This is a genomic window from Desulfovibrio sp. 1188_IL3213 (assembly GCF_036763145.1).
In the GTDB taxonomy this organism is placed as follows: domain Bacteria; phylum Desulfobacterota; class Desulfovibrionia; order Desulfovibrionales; family Desulfovibrionaceae; genus Desulfovibrio.
The window spans coordinates 12130-27749 of sequence record NZ_JBAIYR010000008.1; the positions used below are offsets into that span (position 1 = coordinate 12130).

Genomic DNA, 15620 nt, shown 5'->3' on the forward strand with positions numbered 1-15620 from the left:
CTACCGCCCCAAAAACAAAGAAGTTCAAGGTGTTTTGCACAACCTTGAACTTCTTTGATGAAATATTGGTAGCAAGGGAGGGATAGGGAAAACGCCTCGCACCATGTTGATATATAAGGACTTTTCAAATGCTTAAAAATGTTGTGTGTATGACTCCTGTGGCCTGTGTGTACAACCTATCCTCCTGCCCTTTGCCCTGTCAACGGTGTTTGTATTTTGCTTTTGGCTTTTTCATGCAGCCCTGTGGGTCACACTCCCCTGCTCCCCCAAAGAACACCCTGAGCAAAACGGCACCCATTATAAACCGCAAGCCAACGTAAGCCGAGAATGGGCCGTAAGCAGCTCGTCGGAGGCTGAAGGTGGCTTCGGTTTTGGGTGCCTTTTGCGTTTGGTCTTTTCAACCTCGTCAAGAGGTTGGGGGGATGAACGCCGCAAGGCGTTCGGTGGCCGGGAGCATTGAGCGAAGCAAACAGCAGCTTTTATGACAGCCCATCAAAGGCGAACTGAGGCCCCTGCAAAAGTCGCCTGTGGGCTGGCGTAAAAGCTGCCCTTTGCGAAGCGGAGCAGGTGCGGGGCGGAACCGCCTCATTATACCCCTGCGCTCACCCCCCCTTTCAAGGGGGGATAGTAAGCAGGGGTTGCTGACAGATAGAAGGGGGGATAGCAAAACCTGACGGAGCGAATGAAATGAGCGACTACCATAGCGGCCCCGAAGCGCGGCTAAAAATGGCCGGGGATATGTTAAGCTGTTGTCTGCCGCCACCGGGCGGCTAGACCCTCCTTTTACCCCGGACATGCCAAGCGAAAGGGGCCATTGTTCCACGCAAAAAAACGAACAATCCCCCCCTATCTGGCAGCGCCTATGCCTTGGGTGTTACCGTGGCTGAGTCGAGGCGCGGCGAGTGAAGGGCGAAGGCTGGCAAGCCTGAGCACAAGGGAGCAGCATAGCCGAGCCGTGGAAGCTACAGTGTAAAGACATTCGTAACATTTCGATTCCAAAGGATTTTCGATTCGACAATTTTGCAGCCATGTCCATATGGCCCGTGACCAGCTTTCAGGTGGCCTACTCGTTTGGTAAAGAGCACGACAGAGTTCTGAAAGACATTCGTAACCTGCCAATTTCAAAAGATTTTCATGCCGTCAATTTTGACGCCATGTTCGTCGGGATTGAAGTAGGCAACAAAGCCATACGGATGTCACCCGCCTATCACCTCACCCGTGGCGGCTTCATGCTCTTGGCAGTGGGCTACACCGGGGCCAAAGCAATGGCTCTCAAAGAAGCCTACATTGCAGAGTTCAACCGCATGGAAGCTGAACTTCACAATCGCGTCCCGGCGCTCCCTGACTTTTCTCAAAGCAGCACGGGGGGAATCTCTGTCCGACAGAGAGGACTCAGCCTTTCACATTTTTCTGTCAAAACTGCCCCAGCTTTCCCCCGGCCACCTGAAGGAACCCCCAAACAGTATGGAGGCTCCTCCCGGCTGCCCTTCGCTCTCGCTTGCGCTTTCACTGCTTGCCTATCCTTCGTCCTTCTCTGGCTCCCCTTCATAGTTGTCCCTGTAACCAACTGGCTCAACGCAAGACTTCCAGTGAGCTACCATTCTATACGGCACATAGGCCACCTCAGTTTTACCTGAGGAACCATCATCCGTATTTACCAGTACAAGGACTTCGCCAAGCTCAAACCTGTAACCCCAGCAGAAGGGGTGAACAGCAGGGTCAACGGGGATAAACAGCATGTGTGGCTTAATAATGATTTTTCCAAAGAAGGTTCCTCCAAACTCGTTATACGAAACGCTGTATGCCTTGCCCACTGCGGCAAAGGCTGCGTCGTGGGCTTCTTCAAGGGTGTCGTAAATTCGGTTGTCAATTGCTGTAACTACGCGCCTTGGGTCTCTGGTGCCTTTGGGTGTGGTAGTGGTCATGGTGGTGTTTCCTGTGTAGTGATTTTTCACTACTCTAGCCATGAGAGCGTCTTTGTGTCAATATTTCACTACGGAGAAAAACGAATATGATAAAAAGTAATGTGAAAGACTTTATGGAAAAAGCCGGGGTTTCAGTCCGCAAAGGGGCATCCCTAACAGGCTTATCAACACAGACAATTAGCCGCGCACGGCGTGATGATACCTTTTCAAGCTGCTCTATAGAAACCCTTCAAACAATCGCCAAGGCTTGCGGGTGTCGTGTCAAAGACCTCTTCACTGAAGATGATTCATAATTGAAATCAATTTTCAAAAACAATTAAAGCTTCTCCTCTCACCTGAGGGGGTCTTTAACCTCTTTTCTCTCTAATTAAATTTGAAATTCAAATTCAAGTAAAATAGCCCCAGACTCACGGGAGGCTTATTTAGGCTCTCTCCTGCTGGGGCTTTGTGTTGCTATGGGCTGCCTTCACGTTTTATGGGGGAATTTTTATATTCCTTCCCAGCCTGAATGGATGTTCATAAAATTATTTTCTGTTCTGAAAAGAGCTATGCACTGACGGATTTTGAAGGGGAATCTGCCTGTGCGTTTGAGGAGATTTGCCCAAAGCCACGCTTAAGGGCTGCTTCCCGCCTTTTCTGCCGGGTCTCTTCGGTTATGTTGGGATTCTTCCCGAACCTGTAGGGGTACAAGGAACAGTTCTCCTTGCATGTGCAGTATTCAACTTCAAGGCTTTGGTCTCCACAGCAATCAAGGCATTTTGCCCTGATAGCTTTAAGCCTTGAGGGTATCACATGAAGAATTTCGTCTTCAGTCCCTCTTTCATCGTCAACGTCTTTGGCTGTGTATGTGGTGGAGGTGGGCTTACGCCCCATACGATAAGGCCAAAGAACACAATCAATGATCTTGCACTTCCTCACTTCAGACGGAACCCAGCAAGAACAGTTTAAGCATTTTTCCCGAATCACCTTCAGGATTGAGCCGCTGTTGCTGCTCTGTGTGGTTGTATCCGGCATCCGGCTTCCCTCCCTTGGGAACGAATCTTTCCATTGTTTTTGCTCAAAATCCGTATTCTGAGCGCGTTGTTTGAAACGAAAGAAAGCCCCCTGACCAATGAGAAAGGTCAAGGGGCTTCTGCGTGGTAAGTATGGTGGGCTGAAGGGTTTCACTCAGTCCAGATTTGGGCTTAGTGTCTGAAAGACTTCAGTAACATTCTGTTTTTACAGATGTTCAACGCCCGCAAATCTGCATTTGTTACATATCGTCCACCAGGGCCGCCAACAGCTCTTGCTGGTTTGCTCTGGTCATCTGCCCCCGCTTTGTCATTTGCCGCTGGTAGTCATTCTGTCGGATGCTCTGGGCAAGCTTGGGTTCCTCGTCTATGAGCTGGTCTTGGGCTTCTCTGCGATAGGCATTGATGACCCGCTTAATCATGAGGGCACGGGGGCTTTGATCTTTATCGGAAGGGGGGTCGGCAAGCGTCATGCGCTCTATGTCATACTGTGGAGAATCGAAGAGTTCCCCAAGGGCTTCATGCAGGGTCTTGCCTTGGATGGTCACAGTTCCATGCAGTTCTGTAAGCCTTGAGTATTGCCCCGCTGTCAGGTCTACACCGTGAAGCGTATAGGCAGGAGGGCCATTGACCGCCTGTGCCATCCTGTTCATTTCATCAAGAACAGGGTCGTGCTTGTCACGGGGTATCAGGCGGTAGTCTACAGGCTCCCCGGTTATCCAGTTGCGCTTGGCTGGGAGATCATCGTGGAAACCGGGAACGGTATTAAGAATGGCATCCATAATGCCCCTGACCTCGCGCATGGGGTCATCTTCCCCTGTCATGTACTGCCGGGTGTATCGGGTGGCGGCTGAGAAAGGGATCAAAGTTGTTGCCTGATTCCTCAGGAACAGCTCTGGCTTTGCTTCTTCATCAGTAATGAAGTTCACCACCTCTGCAACGTCCTGCATGTAGGTGCGGGAAGTCACATTGTTGGCAAGGGCCAGAATGGCAGAAGCTGCGAGGTCACCATAGCGGGCCTCAGTCAAGTGCTGTCCAGCTATAGCTAAATCAGCGGCAAGACCAAGGACCATCCCGGCTGGGTCATAGCGTCTGTAGGAGTAATAAGAATCTCCTATCTTGATGCTGTGGGCCTGCCAGCCTGTGGCCTCAAGCGCCTTACGCTGCTTGGGGTCTTTGGGCGGGCTGCCTGTAATGGAACCTGACATTGCCAAGCCAACAGCCCCGGCCCACATGAGGGAACCTGTAGCCATCTTGGCACGGGCCAGAGCAGCCTGTTCACCACCTGCGGCAAGGGCTGCTCGGTATTGTTTGCTCATCTGACCTATTACCGGGGTGTGAGCCACGAAGTCACGCAGGATGTTTGCCGGGGTCTTGATGAACGGGACAACCACTCTCATAAGCGGGTGGTCGTTAGCGTACCTCTGGAAGCCTCCAGCGTAGGTATGCTCTCCCAAGTCCTGCGTCCACGTGGCTTGTCTGGCATATTCAAGGAAGGGCTTTAGAGTCTCTTCATTGCGGGCTGTTCCCCGGCCAGTGGTGGCAAGGCTCATCTGTTCTTTTACAAATGCGTCTATTTGCTGGGCGTCTTTCAGACCACCCTCCATTGCTTCCCGTCTCAATGAGGCTGACAGAGAAGCCCTGAAGTTGAGCTGTTTGAAAAACTCGTCTGTGCTTACCAGTATGCGTGAAGGCAGCCTGAGGTATGGCCCAAGAACCCCAGCCGAAGAGGCTATAAGCTCCTGCATGGTGGTCAGTTGTGTTCCTCTGGGCTTGCCGTCAAGCATCATGGCTTTTATGTTGTCATAAGTGATCTGAGCGCCGTTTGTTTCCATCTTGCCGACACTGCCCGCGCCTTCAAGTATGCCGCTCTCGGCTTTGAAGGCTTTATGGGCAAGCTTCATGCTGTCGGTAAAGTAGGTGTAAAGACCGCTCAGGGTGTCTATGGCTTCCTGACGTAACGCCTTGTCACGGGTAAAGACGCCCGACAGGTATTGCTCAGTAGGCATGAGAAGAGACTTCAGGAAGTTTGAACCAGCATTGGCCGCCATAGTCATTGGGCCTGAAAGCATATTGCTGATTCTGAATTCCTGAAGGATGCCCAGTTTTGTTCCTGTGGACAGGGTGTTTACAGCCTGGGCAATGGCTCCTTTACTATCTGCATTGATTACGGCATCCCGTGCAATGCGGGCTGTGTTTTCATGCGTCCAGCCTTCACGGGTGAGGTAACTTCGTATCTGCTCCTCACTCAGATTGGTGGGCGAAGGATGCCACTTGAAGCTTTCCTTTGCTTCCGTGGCGGCTCCTGTGGCTGCAAGCTCGTCACTGGCCTTGTACACGCTATCGATGTTCTTTTTCAGCGTGGCAAGATCAAGCTTTTCCTGCATAGAAACAGAAGCCGGGTTGACGTGAAGCTTACGGGCTATCTTGAGGAATTCCTCAGTGCAGAAGTCCAAGGCGGTCTTCATGTCGTCGAAGGTCTGGGCGGTCTTGCTGGCAACGGTAGCCTCACCGCTGGCAATGGCCTGCCCTGCATATTCTTGCACGGCTTTGCTGTTCATACCGTAGCGCTGTACAAGTTCATCAGTGCTGCTGGTAAGTGAGGAAACCACATCATCAGCGGTGGTGGCAGCTTCTTTAGTGCTGCCTGCTTCCTTCAGAGTTTCCTTAACGTGCTTGATGAAATCAAAGCCGTGTTCACTGCGAAGGATGTCCAGCCCTGTGACACGGTGCCTTGCATCACTGCGGGCAAGAGTGTCTAAAGCTTCCCCAAGGGTTTTGGCTTTTCCATCACCCACAAGGGTTTTCAAGGCTGCGGGGTCTATCAGGCTGTCTGTCCTGAAGACATCTTTGAGCGGCGCTTTAGCGCCTGTGGCTGGGGGTGTGATGGGGGAAACTGTATCGGGGCTGTGTACGCTTACGGCTTCTTCTCTGGTCTGCCTTATGCGTTCTACGGTTTCAGTGTAAATCTGTTCCTTGGCTGCCTTGCTAGCGGCCTTGCTGGCGCGATAGACGCCCACAACGGCTAGAGCGGCTTCAAAAGCCATGCCTATGCCCAGGTCTTCAAAACCGTGCTTCAGGCGTCCTACAAGTTCACTGTCGTCCTTGCTGACTGCCAAGTTTTCAGTAATGACATTTCGCAGGGCTGGGCTTTCCTGCATGGCATTGGAAAGCATCTCTTCATGACCGTCAAAGCCTGTGAAGGTGCTATAGAAAGACTTGGCTGCCCCACGCCCTGCAATGGCTGCCTTTGAGGAACCTTGAAGGAGCTTTGCGCCTTTGAGCAAGGCACCGCCTGTGAGGAAGCCAGCAAGAAAGGTCGATATGTCTTGAGCCAGCTTGCCGGGGGCGGTTTCAGTTTTACCAAAGTTGCCCATGTCAACGCCATACTCTGCGGCGGTCTGAACAACATCAAACTCTTTGCCGCCCTGAACCATAGTGCCAACGAGGTCTATTGTTTCGTTGGCAGCGTTAACCGGGCCGTTGGCTATGCCTTTGCCCACGTCCATCAGGTAATCAAGAAAGCTCTTGTCTTCCTGCTCGGGGTCGTTGGTGGTTTCTTCAGTTGTGGCCGGGGCTGGCTGTGGGTTCAGCATGGGAGCCTGGGCAGAAAGCCCAAGGGTGTCTTCTGGGTCGTCTATGTTGACGTTGATATTCTGGGGGAGTCCTTCGGCCATGCCCTGAAGCATGTCAGGGGAGAGGGAACCGTTGTCCCCTGTGAGTTCAACATCCAAGTTGTTAGGTATGCTGTCTATGCTCATAGTATTTATTTCACCTCAATTTGACGGCTGAACTTTGTAGCCCCTGCTTTGCTGCTGGCTGCCGGGGGTGGTGATGCCTTGATGCCTTTTTCCTTGAACCAGTTGTACAGGTCGGACTGTGCGTTTCTGGCGTCCGTGATTCCCTTTGATTCAGGACTATGACCACGAACAAGAAAGTACATCTCCTGCCATGTAAGACCCCCCTCAACTCTGCTGTCTACAAAGCTGAGAACTTCTTGAAGGGTTTTCATGCCTCCAAGCTGCTGCATTGCGGCAGGGTCGTTGCCAAGGCTATTGGCAAACAAGGTATTGACGTTAGTAACAGCCCCGGTAAAGACTTCGGCCTGTCCGGGGTTGGGTCTGGAAAAGAATGAAGAGGAGGACTCCGCGCCTATCTTCTCAACTGCTTTGGTGTCAGTGAGATAGCTGCGGGTCTGCCTGTTGTCGGTGAGTTGTGACTTCTCAGTAGCGTAGCGGTCTTTGGTGGCCTTGATGCGCTTATCAAGGTACTGACCTTGGAAGTCCTGAGCTATGCGTTGCATGTCCAAAGAGGACAGGGGGGCATCTTTGGCTTCCCCTGTTCCGGCCTTTTCGGCCTTCTCTTTTTTCTTTTCTGCAACAAAGTCGGCAAAGGCTGTATTGACCTCAGGCAAATCCATCATGACTTGCGCAAGGATGCCTGCGGCGGGTTTTGTGCTGGTGCCGTTCTGGTAGGAGTGATAAAGCTCATTGGCTTCTTCATTGGAAACATTGCCGATCATAGAAATGTAGGTCTTGGCAATATTGGCCTGAGCACTCAGCAGGGCTTGCCCTTCAGCTGTGGTGTTGGCATCTGCCATACCCAACAGGCGTTGAACCTGAGCAGGATTAAAGCCTTGTCGTGCCAAGTCCATAACTTCAGCCTTCCCGGCCTTGCCTTGCTTGAGGTCTGACTCAAGGGCAAGGGCTGCTGAAGCAAGCTCAGGGCTGGCATACATAGACATGAACTGACCGCGCTGGCCGTCTTCGGCTGCCTGCTTGAAGTGGGGATAATCCTCAGGACTGCACAGTTTCAGCTTGTCTACTATGGTGCCTCTGGACAGATCAGGATTTCCTGTTGCCCCGTATTCGTAGCCCTTGGCTGTGGCCTTGCGGGCGGCGTCTTCTCTCTGCCACTGCCTGCGGGTATGGGCGCGGCTTTCGGCTGCCCATGCCTTGCTGGTTTCCTGCTCTTCAAGCTGTTCAATGCCTTTGGCAACTCCCGGCTGTGACATAAGGGAAACTGGTTTGCCTCCCACGTCTACCGTGATGTTCTGGGCAATCTGTCGGGCTGTGCTGGCAGAGTGGTTGCTCTGAAGTACCATGTTGCCAAGGAACGTCATAATACGAGTCTGGGAGTAACCAAGGCGTTTCATGTCTTCCGCTTCTGCAAGAATGACTTGTGCCGCCTCCTGAGCATATCCGGCCCGCTCTGCGGGTATCTTGGTGTCATACCTGCCTGCGCTTGCTGTAAGGTTTCTCCTCATTGCCAGCGCGTCTTGTATGTTCTGGGCCTTCTGCTGTTCCAGCATGGCGGAGTTCTGGGACTCGACCTCGTTATTGTGCTTTATCAACAAGCCTTCAAGGACTTTCTTGCTTGGGTGGGCAAAGTGCTGCGCAAGGAACAGGCGGTCTTCATAGGAGGTGTACCCCTGTTTTTCTGCGTATTGCTTTCGGTACTCTTCGCCCCAAGCCAGAACCTTGCTGGCGTCTCGCTCGTTCCGCATGCCGCTGGTGGTATATGCGTCCTGCATGTCAGCAGCAAAGTGGATAACGCTTGATTGAAGTATTTCAGCCTCAATGGCTCTCTTTACATGCGGCGACAGTTCAAGAATTTTAGGGTCACTAAGGGCGGCTTGTCTGAACGTCTCCATGTTTTTTGTAAGCTCAGGATTTTCCATCTTGAAAAGTTCAGCAGTTTTTGTGTCCTCTTCAATCTGGCGGTCTGTGATTCTGGTCATCACTTCGTCAAGCGTCCTGTCCCAAGGGCGCAGGGCTGCGGCAAGACGCCCCATGCCTTCCCCGGCCATAGCATCACGGCCCATTGGGTTAGCCTGCGCTGCCACATAGGTGCTAACGCTACCGCCTCCTGAGATGGCCGGACGGACGCCTAAGGCTGCCCCAAGCTGTTCCCTGATTGTTCTTGGCTCTTTGTGTCTGTTGTCCATGTGTGAAGGTTCCTCCCAAAGTAAATCATGCGGTTTGGTTAAAGGTTGTCGAAAATATCTGGGGGCCAGCCCTCCCCATGATGAAGAAAGCCCCGCCTGAGTCTGGTCTTCATAACCAGTTCAGACGGGGCCGCATGTGGGAGGGAATAATTGGTGAAGTCTTTTTGTATTGAGGACTATAGGTTTTTATTGATTGTGATTGATTATTATTGATTCTGTTGGTGGTCTATGGATAATGATTCATAGTAATAAAACATAAAGAAATAAAAATTAAAGAATAACTATTTCATTTTAAATTTTAGAATAGTATATTTAGTATTCTTTAGAATAAGAATGTTAAAGATAAACTATTTATTACTTAAGTCTTTAATATGCTGTTAAGGTGTCTTTAGGTATTTTCTTAGGTTTTATATTTAAGATTTATCTTTAGTTAGTCTTTAGTTACCCCCCTTACCCCCCATAAGACGGATGAAAGCCCCCCTTGCTTTCTTCCGAATGCTGCAACTGGTTGCAAGCAACCTGTCTTCTCCGCCTAGTGCCACCTAATTATAACATGCTAAATTAGTTACATAATTTCACTTAAATGAAATTATATTTCAAACTCATAACATACTGATTTTACAGAACAACTTAAAGACTTAATCCAGTATTAAATAAGATAACAAAGAATGAGAGGAGGTCTTAACCCCGAAGGGGAAGAGCGAAGGATAGCGAATGGTGGGCTAAGGAATGGTGATTGATTTTCTATGGTTGGTCTTTGGGAAAGGCTCAAAGTGAGCTGGTCTTCTTTCTATAGTGCAACTTAATTCTAACAGTGTGAAATTATTGAAATGAGGCTTAGGCGCTCCTTTAATAGCAGGCCATAAAAATAGCGGCGCTTCTCTCTATGGTGCAACCTTATTAGTAACATGCTGAATTTAAACAATAAGACTTGATTTTTCTGAGTGGCCTTCTCTCTATGATGGAAGGTAATTCAGGACGCCTTTCTCCGAATGGTGGAAGGTATTTGATAACTATATGAAATTTTTGAAATTAGGAGCTTTGCCTACTTCGACAGTCAGGCGCTAACTTAGCGGTGGTTCTCCGAATGGTGGAACCTAATTCGTAACATGCTGATTTAATTCAAACAGCCCGTTTTGGCGTTGGTTCTCCTCTGGCCTCAAGCTGGCCGCCTCTTCTCTCTATGGTGGAACCTAATTCCAAGTCCCAGCCATTGCAGCCTTTTGCTACTTTTCACGGCCTGAAGTTGTCCAAGGTAGGCAATGGGTCGGGTTCTGTATTTTCGCACGGGATTTGGGGGATAAGTGGGGTGTGGGCTTGGGGGAGGCTGCTTAAAAATTTTGCCATTTCTTTTTGGTGAGAAGTTGGTGTTCACTACTAATCAAAAGGCCACGAAAAAAATCACCAAAGCAAGGGATAGTCATTGTATTATGGCATTCAGACGTGTTAATATTCTGGGCCTCATTGCCAATATCTATTAAAGCTTCTCTTAAGTTAAGTAAAAAATGTACTAAATATCTTGTTGCCCGTGCAATTGCTTTTTCTTGTATTTTAGCATGAGTAAAAATTTTGTGAGGTGGAATTATTTTTCTGTTTAAATCAAAATGTAAAAATGAAGCATTTTCACTTACTAGATTATAATAAAATGAGCCTTCATCCTCTATGTCGTTTTTTATGCGTTCAGGAATTTCTTCTTTATAAATTTCTTCTAGTATTGCTTGCCATTTTATTAAGGGGTCTGTTGTTTTATCATTGCTGCTGAATTCATTAATGTTTTGATAGCGTGTTGTGCTCCCGAATTCTGATAAAAGAGAAATTAGTTTATGAGTCACTTTGTGATTGTAGCATATTTCAATTTTATTTGAAGGTACTAATGGGCAGTTAATTATTATCTGTGAAATTAATTTTGTGATATCATGAGAATAGCTTTTTATTGTTGATTTTGGTGGTGGTGTTAAATCGTTATTAGCCATATAATCTATTATTACTATTAATTTACATAATCTTTCTATTCCAATTGATAAATTATAAAATCCAGCACAAGTTTTTCCCGTAGGGGCTTCATTACTATTTCTTGTTAATGTTAGTCCTGTGTACAACATCCATTCAATTAGCCCAGCTTCACTCACAAGAAGGTGGTAATAATTGCCAAAATATGATTGTTTCATATGGTAACCTTATTTTATTTATGATTTATTTCCTGTGTATATTCAGTGTATGGGACTATTAACTGTTTGCTCATTGTCGATAAGGCGTTCATTCATCATGCCTTGCATCTGTTCATCAACAGCGGTTTGAATCCGGTGGGCTTCTTCTATTTCCCCCTCTGCTTTATGCTTGTTTCAATCCCCTCAGTCACATTCCAAAACCGCATTTTGGCTAAAGCTGCAAAAAGTACCTTCTGGTTAAACCTCATGCCGTCTTCATCCAAGGCATACCCACTAGACACGCCGTTATCTGCATGCCCTTGGATTTCATCCAGATGATCTTGACTAACCCCAGAATTAAGCCCCATGTTTTTAAACAAATGCCTGAAGCTGTGAAAGCTCTTCGGCCTTCCCTGCCCGCCCTGCTCTTCGCCGCTGGGCCGTATCCCGATTTCTTCAGAATACTTTTTCCACCAATCGGTAAACCTGTCACTCATTTTGTTCTGTGCATTGGGAACAAATGTGGGGAAGAGCTGGGCTTGTTCTCCAAACTGGTTTTTGATTTTCTGAACGTGAGACATAAAGCCAAGTTCAAGGAGGCTGGGGTGGATTGGGATTAAGCGCTGGGCGGCTGCGGTTTTTATTGTCCGTGTTCCGTCTTCGCTTTCGTGAATAGATAAGCAGGAAATGCCTTGACGTTGTAATATGTCATCAAGCCTGAGGTGGGAAAGCTCTTCAATCCTTGCTCCCGTGTACAGGCCCAGAAGCAGAAGCCACCTATAATCTGTCCTAACGTCTTCGGCTGACCATGCCGGGTATTGCTTTCCCCGGCGTCTGGTGGCTTTTTGAGCCTTGGGCAACGTGCCAAGAGTTGACTTGGTATTAAACAGGCTGGATTTCTTGAATATAGTTTCAATATCCTGTTCAGTGTAGGGCGTTTTCAATGGAATGCGTGTTCTTACTCGCTGTTCAAAGACTCTAATACCTGCGGCAGGGTTCAAATCAATATAGCCGTTCCGTATTGCATGGGTAAAGACAGTGCTTAGGGCTGCAAGTCTTCCTTCGTTAATCGTCTTTGTAGAAAGAAGAGTGAAGACCTTCCCTTTCGCTTTTTGCTTTTCAACCCATTTCAGCACAGCGGGGAATTTTTCTTTGTCCAGCCTTCGGGGAAGGTAAGTAGGAAGTGTAACAAGAACATCTTTGTATTGTCGAATGTGGGCCTTTGTTATGCCCTTGATAGGCAAGTCCCCCACCAGCTCAGTGAAACGCCTTACGGCTGCGGCAAAGCTTCTCACTGTTCCCGCTGATGGCTTGCGCTCCTCAAGATACCGTTCCCAGACTACAGAGAAAGGCGGGTTGTTCTCAGATGGAATCAAATTTTGATCTACGGTCTGCCCTTGGGGGTTTTGCTGGGGTATTTCATTTTGTTCTAATATCGCCGCTGCTGAGGGCTTTTGGCGTCCATTCGGCTTTGCGGGGGTATTGACCCACGTTCCCCGTGAGCGTTGTAAAATAGCCTGCTGCACTGCGGTTTCCTGCACCAGCATATCAAGGCAGAACTTTCGGTATTCTGGGGAGGTCTGGCGCTCCTCTTCAGTGTCCGGGGCTGCAATGCCGTGCTCTTCAAGATAGCTGTCTACTACAGCCTCAATGATGTGGGTCTCACCGTCCTGCATGAACGCAGGGGCGGCCACCACAAACAAAGCGGCGTGGTGGTCTGCTTCTTGCCTTTCTTCGTCACTCATGCCCGAAAGCTGCCGGAACGGCTTGGGCGTATAAGGTAGGCCCTGGCTCTCGTTGAGTGTCTTCAGAAAGGCTTGCTGCTCATCCCAAGCGGCCTTGGCCTGCTCAAGGTCTGGGCGAAGAGGTGCCCTGCGTTTTGCTTCGTCTTTGCTTAAGGCTTCATGAGGATAGAGAAGCGCCAGCCGTTCAAGCTCAAGGGCTGAGATTTGATTGAAAGAGGTCAGGGCGGGTTTGACTTCAAGAGTTGGCTTTGCTTCGGCTGGAGCAGCTTTAGGGCGCTGTGGCTGGGCTTTGAGCTTCCGGCGATGCTCACAGAATTCTTGTTCAAGCTGCTGCGCCCTGAGCAGGATACGAGACTGAGCTTCTTTGTAGTCTTCAGTCTTGAGGCTGAACTTCAATTCAGTCTTTGGCGCATAGGCTTCAAGCAAGTCTGTAGGGACTCGCAGGCGAAAATAAAAGGAGCGGCTACGGGGAACCCGGCATGGTTTTGGTGGGGTAAAAGACAAGGCGCTCATGCCTCCGTGTGTACAACCTTTGACTAGGGTAGCGTTAAGATTGGCACTGAGAGAAAGAGGGGCTTTTGCCTTTCGCGTCCGCTTGCATCAAGGGTTTTCGGCTGCGCCAGAGCCAAAAACAAAAACGCGCAAAAAATCAGTATTCTTGCTGCTTTCTTGCGCGTTTTTGCGTTCTTGTTGGCACTTAATTAGCGGCGTCTTATCGCCTGCATCTCATTCTGGCTAGCGGTACTCGCGGCCGCTCCAGATAACCTTACCGATCACGCGGAAGAACTCAGCCATATCACCACGCATATCAAGCTCAATGGGCGGGTACGCCTCTTCATTGACGCTTTTTAAAATTACTTTTCCCGGTATCATATCTATTCTTTTCAGATAGATAGCCTCTTCGAATCCTACCGCAAAAATCCTGCCTGGGATGATGTTCGTTTTGCTCTGGTCCAACAGAACCACGTCTCCATCCATGATCTCTGGCTGCATGCTGTCGCCAGCTACGCGCATCAGAACCATTTTGTCTGGATTGCCCTTGCGCAACAAGAAGTCCATGCGGAAGGCATAGCTTCTCTCGCAGTCTCCGTTCACCTCGAGGCTGCCGTTACCGGCTGAAAGTCGAGCCTCGGCCATCGGAATAAGCTTTAATTCTACATCACAGTCTTTAGCTATAATGCAAGAATTTATGTCTTTAGAGAAAGTCATTTCTCCCTGCCCAAAGAAAAGCCAGTTTGCATTTATATTAAGTTTCTCTGCTATCTTTTCTATCCATGCAGGCGGAATTTGTTGTCTCTTTCTGGCCGCAGCAATTGATGATTGATTGATTTCAAGCATTTTAGCTAGATCGGCTTCTTTTTCAATTTGTGCGGCTTTCATTATTCGCGCCAACTTGGCCTCGAAAGATTTCGCTCTTTCCATGTAGAACTCCGAAAATAAGACCGAAATGCCCATCTTAGAAGATTTTTAGCTAAATCACTTGGTTAGCAATTTTTAGTAAAAGTGAAGAACGAAATGACTTTTAGCTTGATATGTTCTTAATTTTTAGCTAATACTCTTCTTGCGGGCGGTTAATATTTACACGCAAAACCAAACTAACAGGCCGCCGCGCATAGGGTCAACGTCCAGACCAAACCAAATTTTGGACAAGCGGAGGCAACCAATGAATTACCCATGTCCCAGAGAACTAGCTTACCTGCCGGATGGGGCCAGCAGTCTCCCCGAAGAAAGCCCAGCTTTCAGCAATGCTGCTGGCGCTTACATTCTTGAATGCGTTGTGCCGTGCTGGGAATTGGTTGTGTCTCGCTCTGCACGTTTTGGGGGAAATTATGAATTTCGCCCCGGATGGGGAAACCAAGCCCGGATTGAGGCTGTGCGCATGTCCCATGCAACTATTCGGGCCGCGTTAGCAGCAATGGGCAAGTAGAGGCCCACACCATGCGCCAACTCTCTCTCATAGACGATATTGCCCAGCTTGCCGGAGCATTGCCCGCCATCAAAGCGGCTATGCGCGGCGTTGCTGGTGCGCCAGAGGGAGAGGGCCGCAAGGCACTCCCAGACAAATTAAACGCTATAGCGCGGGCCAGCGGCATCAAGCTGACTGGCGGCAACGCTAGCGGCGTCAGCGAAGAAATGCTGCACAAGATTTTATCCCCTTCGGACGATAGCCGTCCGCCATCTGTCCTGATGCTGCTGGCCTACTACAAAGCAACAGACAACCCGGCCCACCTGCGCGCCATGCTGCGCGCTGTAGGTCTGGACATCATGACGGAAGATGATCGCAAGTTGCGGGATTACGCCCGCGCCATTCTTGAGCAGAAAAAAGCCCGCAAACAAGCCCGTAAACTGGAGGAAGAACTATGAGCCGTGTGTCGGCCCCACAGCGCCTTGAACTTGGTGCAAAGCGTTGCAAGTACCGCTGGCGCTTGCGGGAAGTGATGGATGCTAACGCAGTACCATCTTATGCGGCTCTGGGGCGCATGCTTGGTGTGTCTGGCGTTGCAGTTGCCCGTACGGTCAGCGGCGAGATACATAGTCCTGTTGTACTTGATTGGTTTCGTAAACACGGCGTGCCGGAAAACCTGCTTTGCGACCCACGCCGGGCGGCGCAGTAGGAACAGGCTATGGCAATGGCAACAGAGACATACGCAACGCGAGACATTGCCGGACTGTTGGCGATAACAGAACGCGCCGTACAGGCGCGTGCCAAGCGTGAAAGCTGGGAATCTGCGCGACGGAGTGGTTTAGGAGGCGGAAACCAATGGATAATCTCCAGAATGCCCCCGGCCACGCGCGATGCAATTGCCTCTGCCATGCTGCGCGAAGCCCGCGTGGCAGCCGCCAGC

General features: G+C 49.6%; 12 protein-coding genes. 5 read left to right on the plus strand and 7 right to left on the minus strand.

All coding sequences use genetic code 11. The annotated features are described in order from the left end of the window. The first annotated feature begins 1028 nt into the window (after window positions 1-1028). Window positions 1029-1637 carry a Rha family transcriptional regulator gene (locus V6C16_RS14925; RefSeq protein WP_442886164.1) on the plus strand — a complete coding sequence of 203 codons (609 nt, stop codon included), beginning with the start codon at window positions 1029-1031 and terminating at the stop codon, window positions 1635-1637. Here V6C16_RS14925 and V6C16_RS01210 read toward each other — a convergent pair. After that, complete coding sequence (locus V6C16_RS01210; protein WP_333535636.1) at window positions 1518-1925, minus strand: hypothetical protein; 408 nt, start codon at window positions 1923-1925, stop codon at window positions 1518-1520. The genes V6C16_RS14925 and V6C16_RS01210 overlap by 120 nt on opposite strands. 86 nt (window positions 1926-2011) lie before the next feature. On the opposite strand from V6C16_RS01210, the gene V6C16_RS01215 reads away from it, so the two are divergent. Continuing rightward, a complete protein-coding gene (locus V6C16_RS01215; protein WP_333535637.1) occupies window positions 2012-2218 on the plus strand; it encodes a helix-turn-helix domain-containing protein in 207 nt (68 codons plus the stop codon). A gap of 253 nt (window positions 2219-2471) precedes the next feature. Here the strand turns inward: V6C16_RS01215 and V6C16_RS01220 are convergent, their stop codons facing one another. The 6 genes from V6C16_RS01220 to V6C16_RS01245 all read right to left on the minus strand — a co-directional run bounded on the left by V6C16_RS01220 (window position 2472) and on the right by V6C16_RS01245 (window position 14196). Then, on the minus strand, window positions 2472-2939 hold the full coding sequence (locus V6C16_RS01220; RefSeq protein WP_333535638.1) for a hypothetical protein: 468 nt from the start codon (window positions 2937-2939) through the stop codon (window positions 2472-2474). Window positions 2940-3177: 238 nt separating this feature from the next. After that, window positions 3178-6696 carry a hypothetical protein gene (locus tag V6C16_RS01225; RefSeq protein ID WP_333535639.1) on the minus strand — a complete coding sequence of 1173 codons (3519 nt, stop codon included), beginning with the start codon at window positions 6694-6696 and terminating at the stop codon, window positions 3178-3180. 5 nt (window positions 6697-6701) lie between these two features. Next, complete coding sequence (locus tag V6C16_RS01230) at window positions 6702-8759, minus strand: hypothetical protein (protein ID WP_333535640.1); 2058 nt, start codon at window positions 8757-8759, stop codon at window positions 6702-6704. Between the two features lie 1454 nt (window positions 8760-10213). After that, complete coding sequence (locus V6C16_RS01235) at window positions 10214-11050, minus strand: hypothetical protein (RefSeq protein WP_333535641.1); 837 nt, start codon at window positions 11048-11050, stop codon at window positions 10214-10216. A gap of 146 nt (window positions 11051-11196) precedes the next feature. Then, a complete protein-coding gene (locus V6C16_RS01240; protein WP_333535642.1) occupies window positions 11197-13287 on the minus strand; it encodes a DUF6538 domain-containing protein in 2091 nt (696 codons plus the stop codon). Window positions 13288-13509: 222 nt separating this feature from the next. After that, window positions 13510-14196: a LexA family transcriptional regulator gene (locus V6C16_RS01245; protein WP_296986121.1), complete on the minus strand. Its 687-nt coding sequence runs from the start codon at window positions 14194-14196 to the stop codon at window positions 13510-13512. A 516-nt stretch (window positions 14197-14712) separates the two neighbouring features. Between V6C16_RS01245 and V6C16_RS01250 the strand changes: the two genes are divergently transcribed. The 3 genes from V6C16_RS01250 to V6C16_RS01260 form a co-directional block, all read left to right on the plus strand. Continuing rightward, complete coding sequence (locus tag V6C16_RS01250) at window positions 14713-15138, plus strand: hypothetical protein (protein ID WP_333535643.1); 426 nt, start codon at window positions 14713-14715, stop codon at window positions 15136-15138. Then, complete coding sequence (locus V6C16_RS01255) at window positions 15135-15389, plus strand: hypothetical protein (protein ID WP_072311413.1); 255 nt, start codon at window positions 15135-15137, stop codon at window positions 15387-15389. Before V6C16_RS01250 ends, V6C16_RS01255 begins: the two co-directional genes overlap by 4 nt. A 9-nt stretch (window positions 15390-15398) precedes the next feature. Then, on the plus strand, window positions 15399-15620 hold a 222-nt coding region (locus V6C16_RS01260), incomplete at its 3' end, for a DNA-binding protein (RefSeq protein ID WP_333542730.1).

Bases quoted from the DNA above. Each gene is read 5' to 3' on its own strand.
- V6C16_RS01215 (WP_333535637.1), top strand. From the start codon at position 2,012: ATGATAAAAAGTAATGTGAAAGACTTTATGGAAAAAGCCGGGGTTTCA.
- V6C16_RS01225 (WP_333535639.1), bottom strand. From the start codon at position 6,696: ATGAGCATAGACAGCATACCTAACAACTTGGATGTTGAACTCACAGGG.
- V6C16_RS01255 (WP_072311413.1), top strand. From the start codon at position 15,135: ATGAGCCGTGTGTCGGCCCCACAGCGCCTTGAACTTGGTGCAAAGCGT.
- V6C16_RS01210 (WP_333535636.1), bottom strand. From the start codon at position 1,925: ATGACCACTACCACACCCAAAGGCACCAGAGACCCAAGGCGCGTAGTT.
- V6C16_RS01220 (WP_333535638.1), bottom strand. From the start codon at position 2,939: ATGCCGGATACAACCACACAGAGCAGCAACAGCGGCTCAATCCTGAAG.
- V6C16_RS14925 (WP_442886164.1), top strand. From the start codon at position 1,029: ATGTCCATATGGCCCGTGACCAGCTTTCAGGTGGCCTACTCGTTTGGT.
- V6C16_RS01230 (WP_333535640.1), bottom strand. From the start codon at position 8,759: ATGGGCCGTGATGCTATGGCCGGGGAAGGCATGGGGCGTCTTGCCGCA.
- V6C16_RS01235 (WP_333535641.1), bottom strand. From the start codon at position 11,050: ATGAAACAATCATATTTTGGCAATTATTACCACCTTCTTGTGAGTGAA.
- V6C16_RS01250 (WP_333535643.1), top strand. From the start codon at position 14,713: ATGCGCCAACTCTCTCTCATAGACGATATTGCCCAGCTTGCCGGAGCA.
- V6C16_RS01245 (WP_296986121.1), bottom strand. From the start codon at position 14,196: ATGGAAAGAGCGAAATCTTTCGAGGCCAAGTTGGCGCGAATAATGAAA.
- V6C16_RS01240 (WP_333535642.1), bottom strand. From the start codon at position 13,287: ATGAGCGCCTTGTCTTTTACCCCACCAAAACCATGCCGGGTTCCCCGT.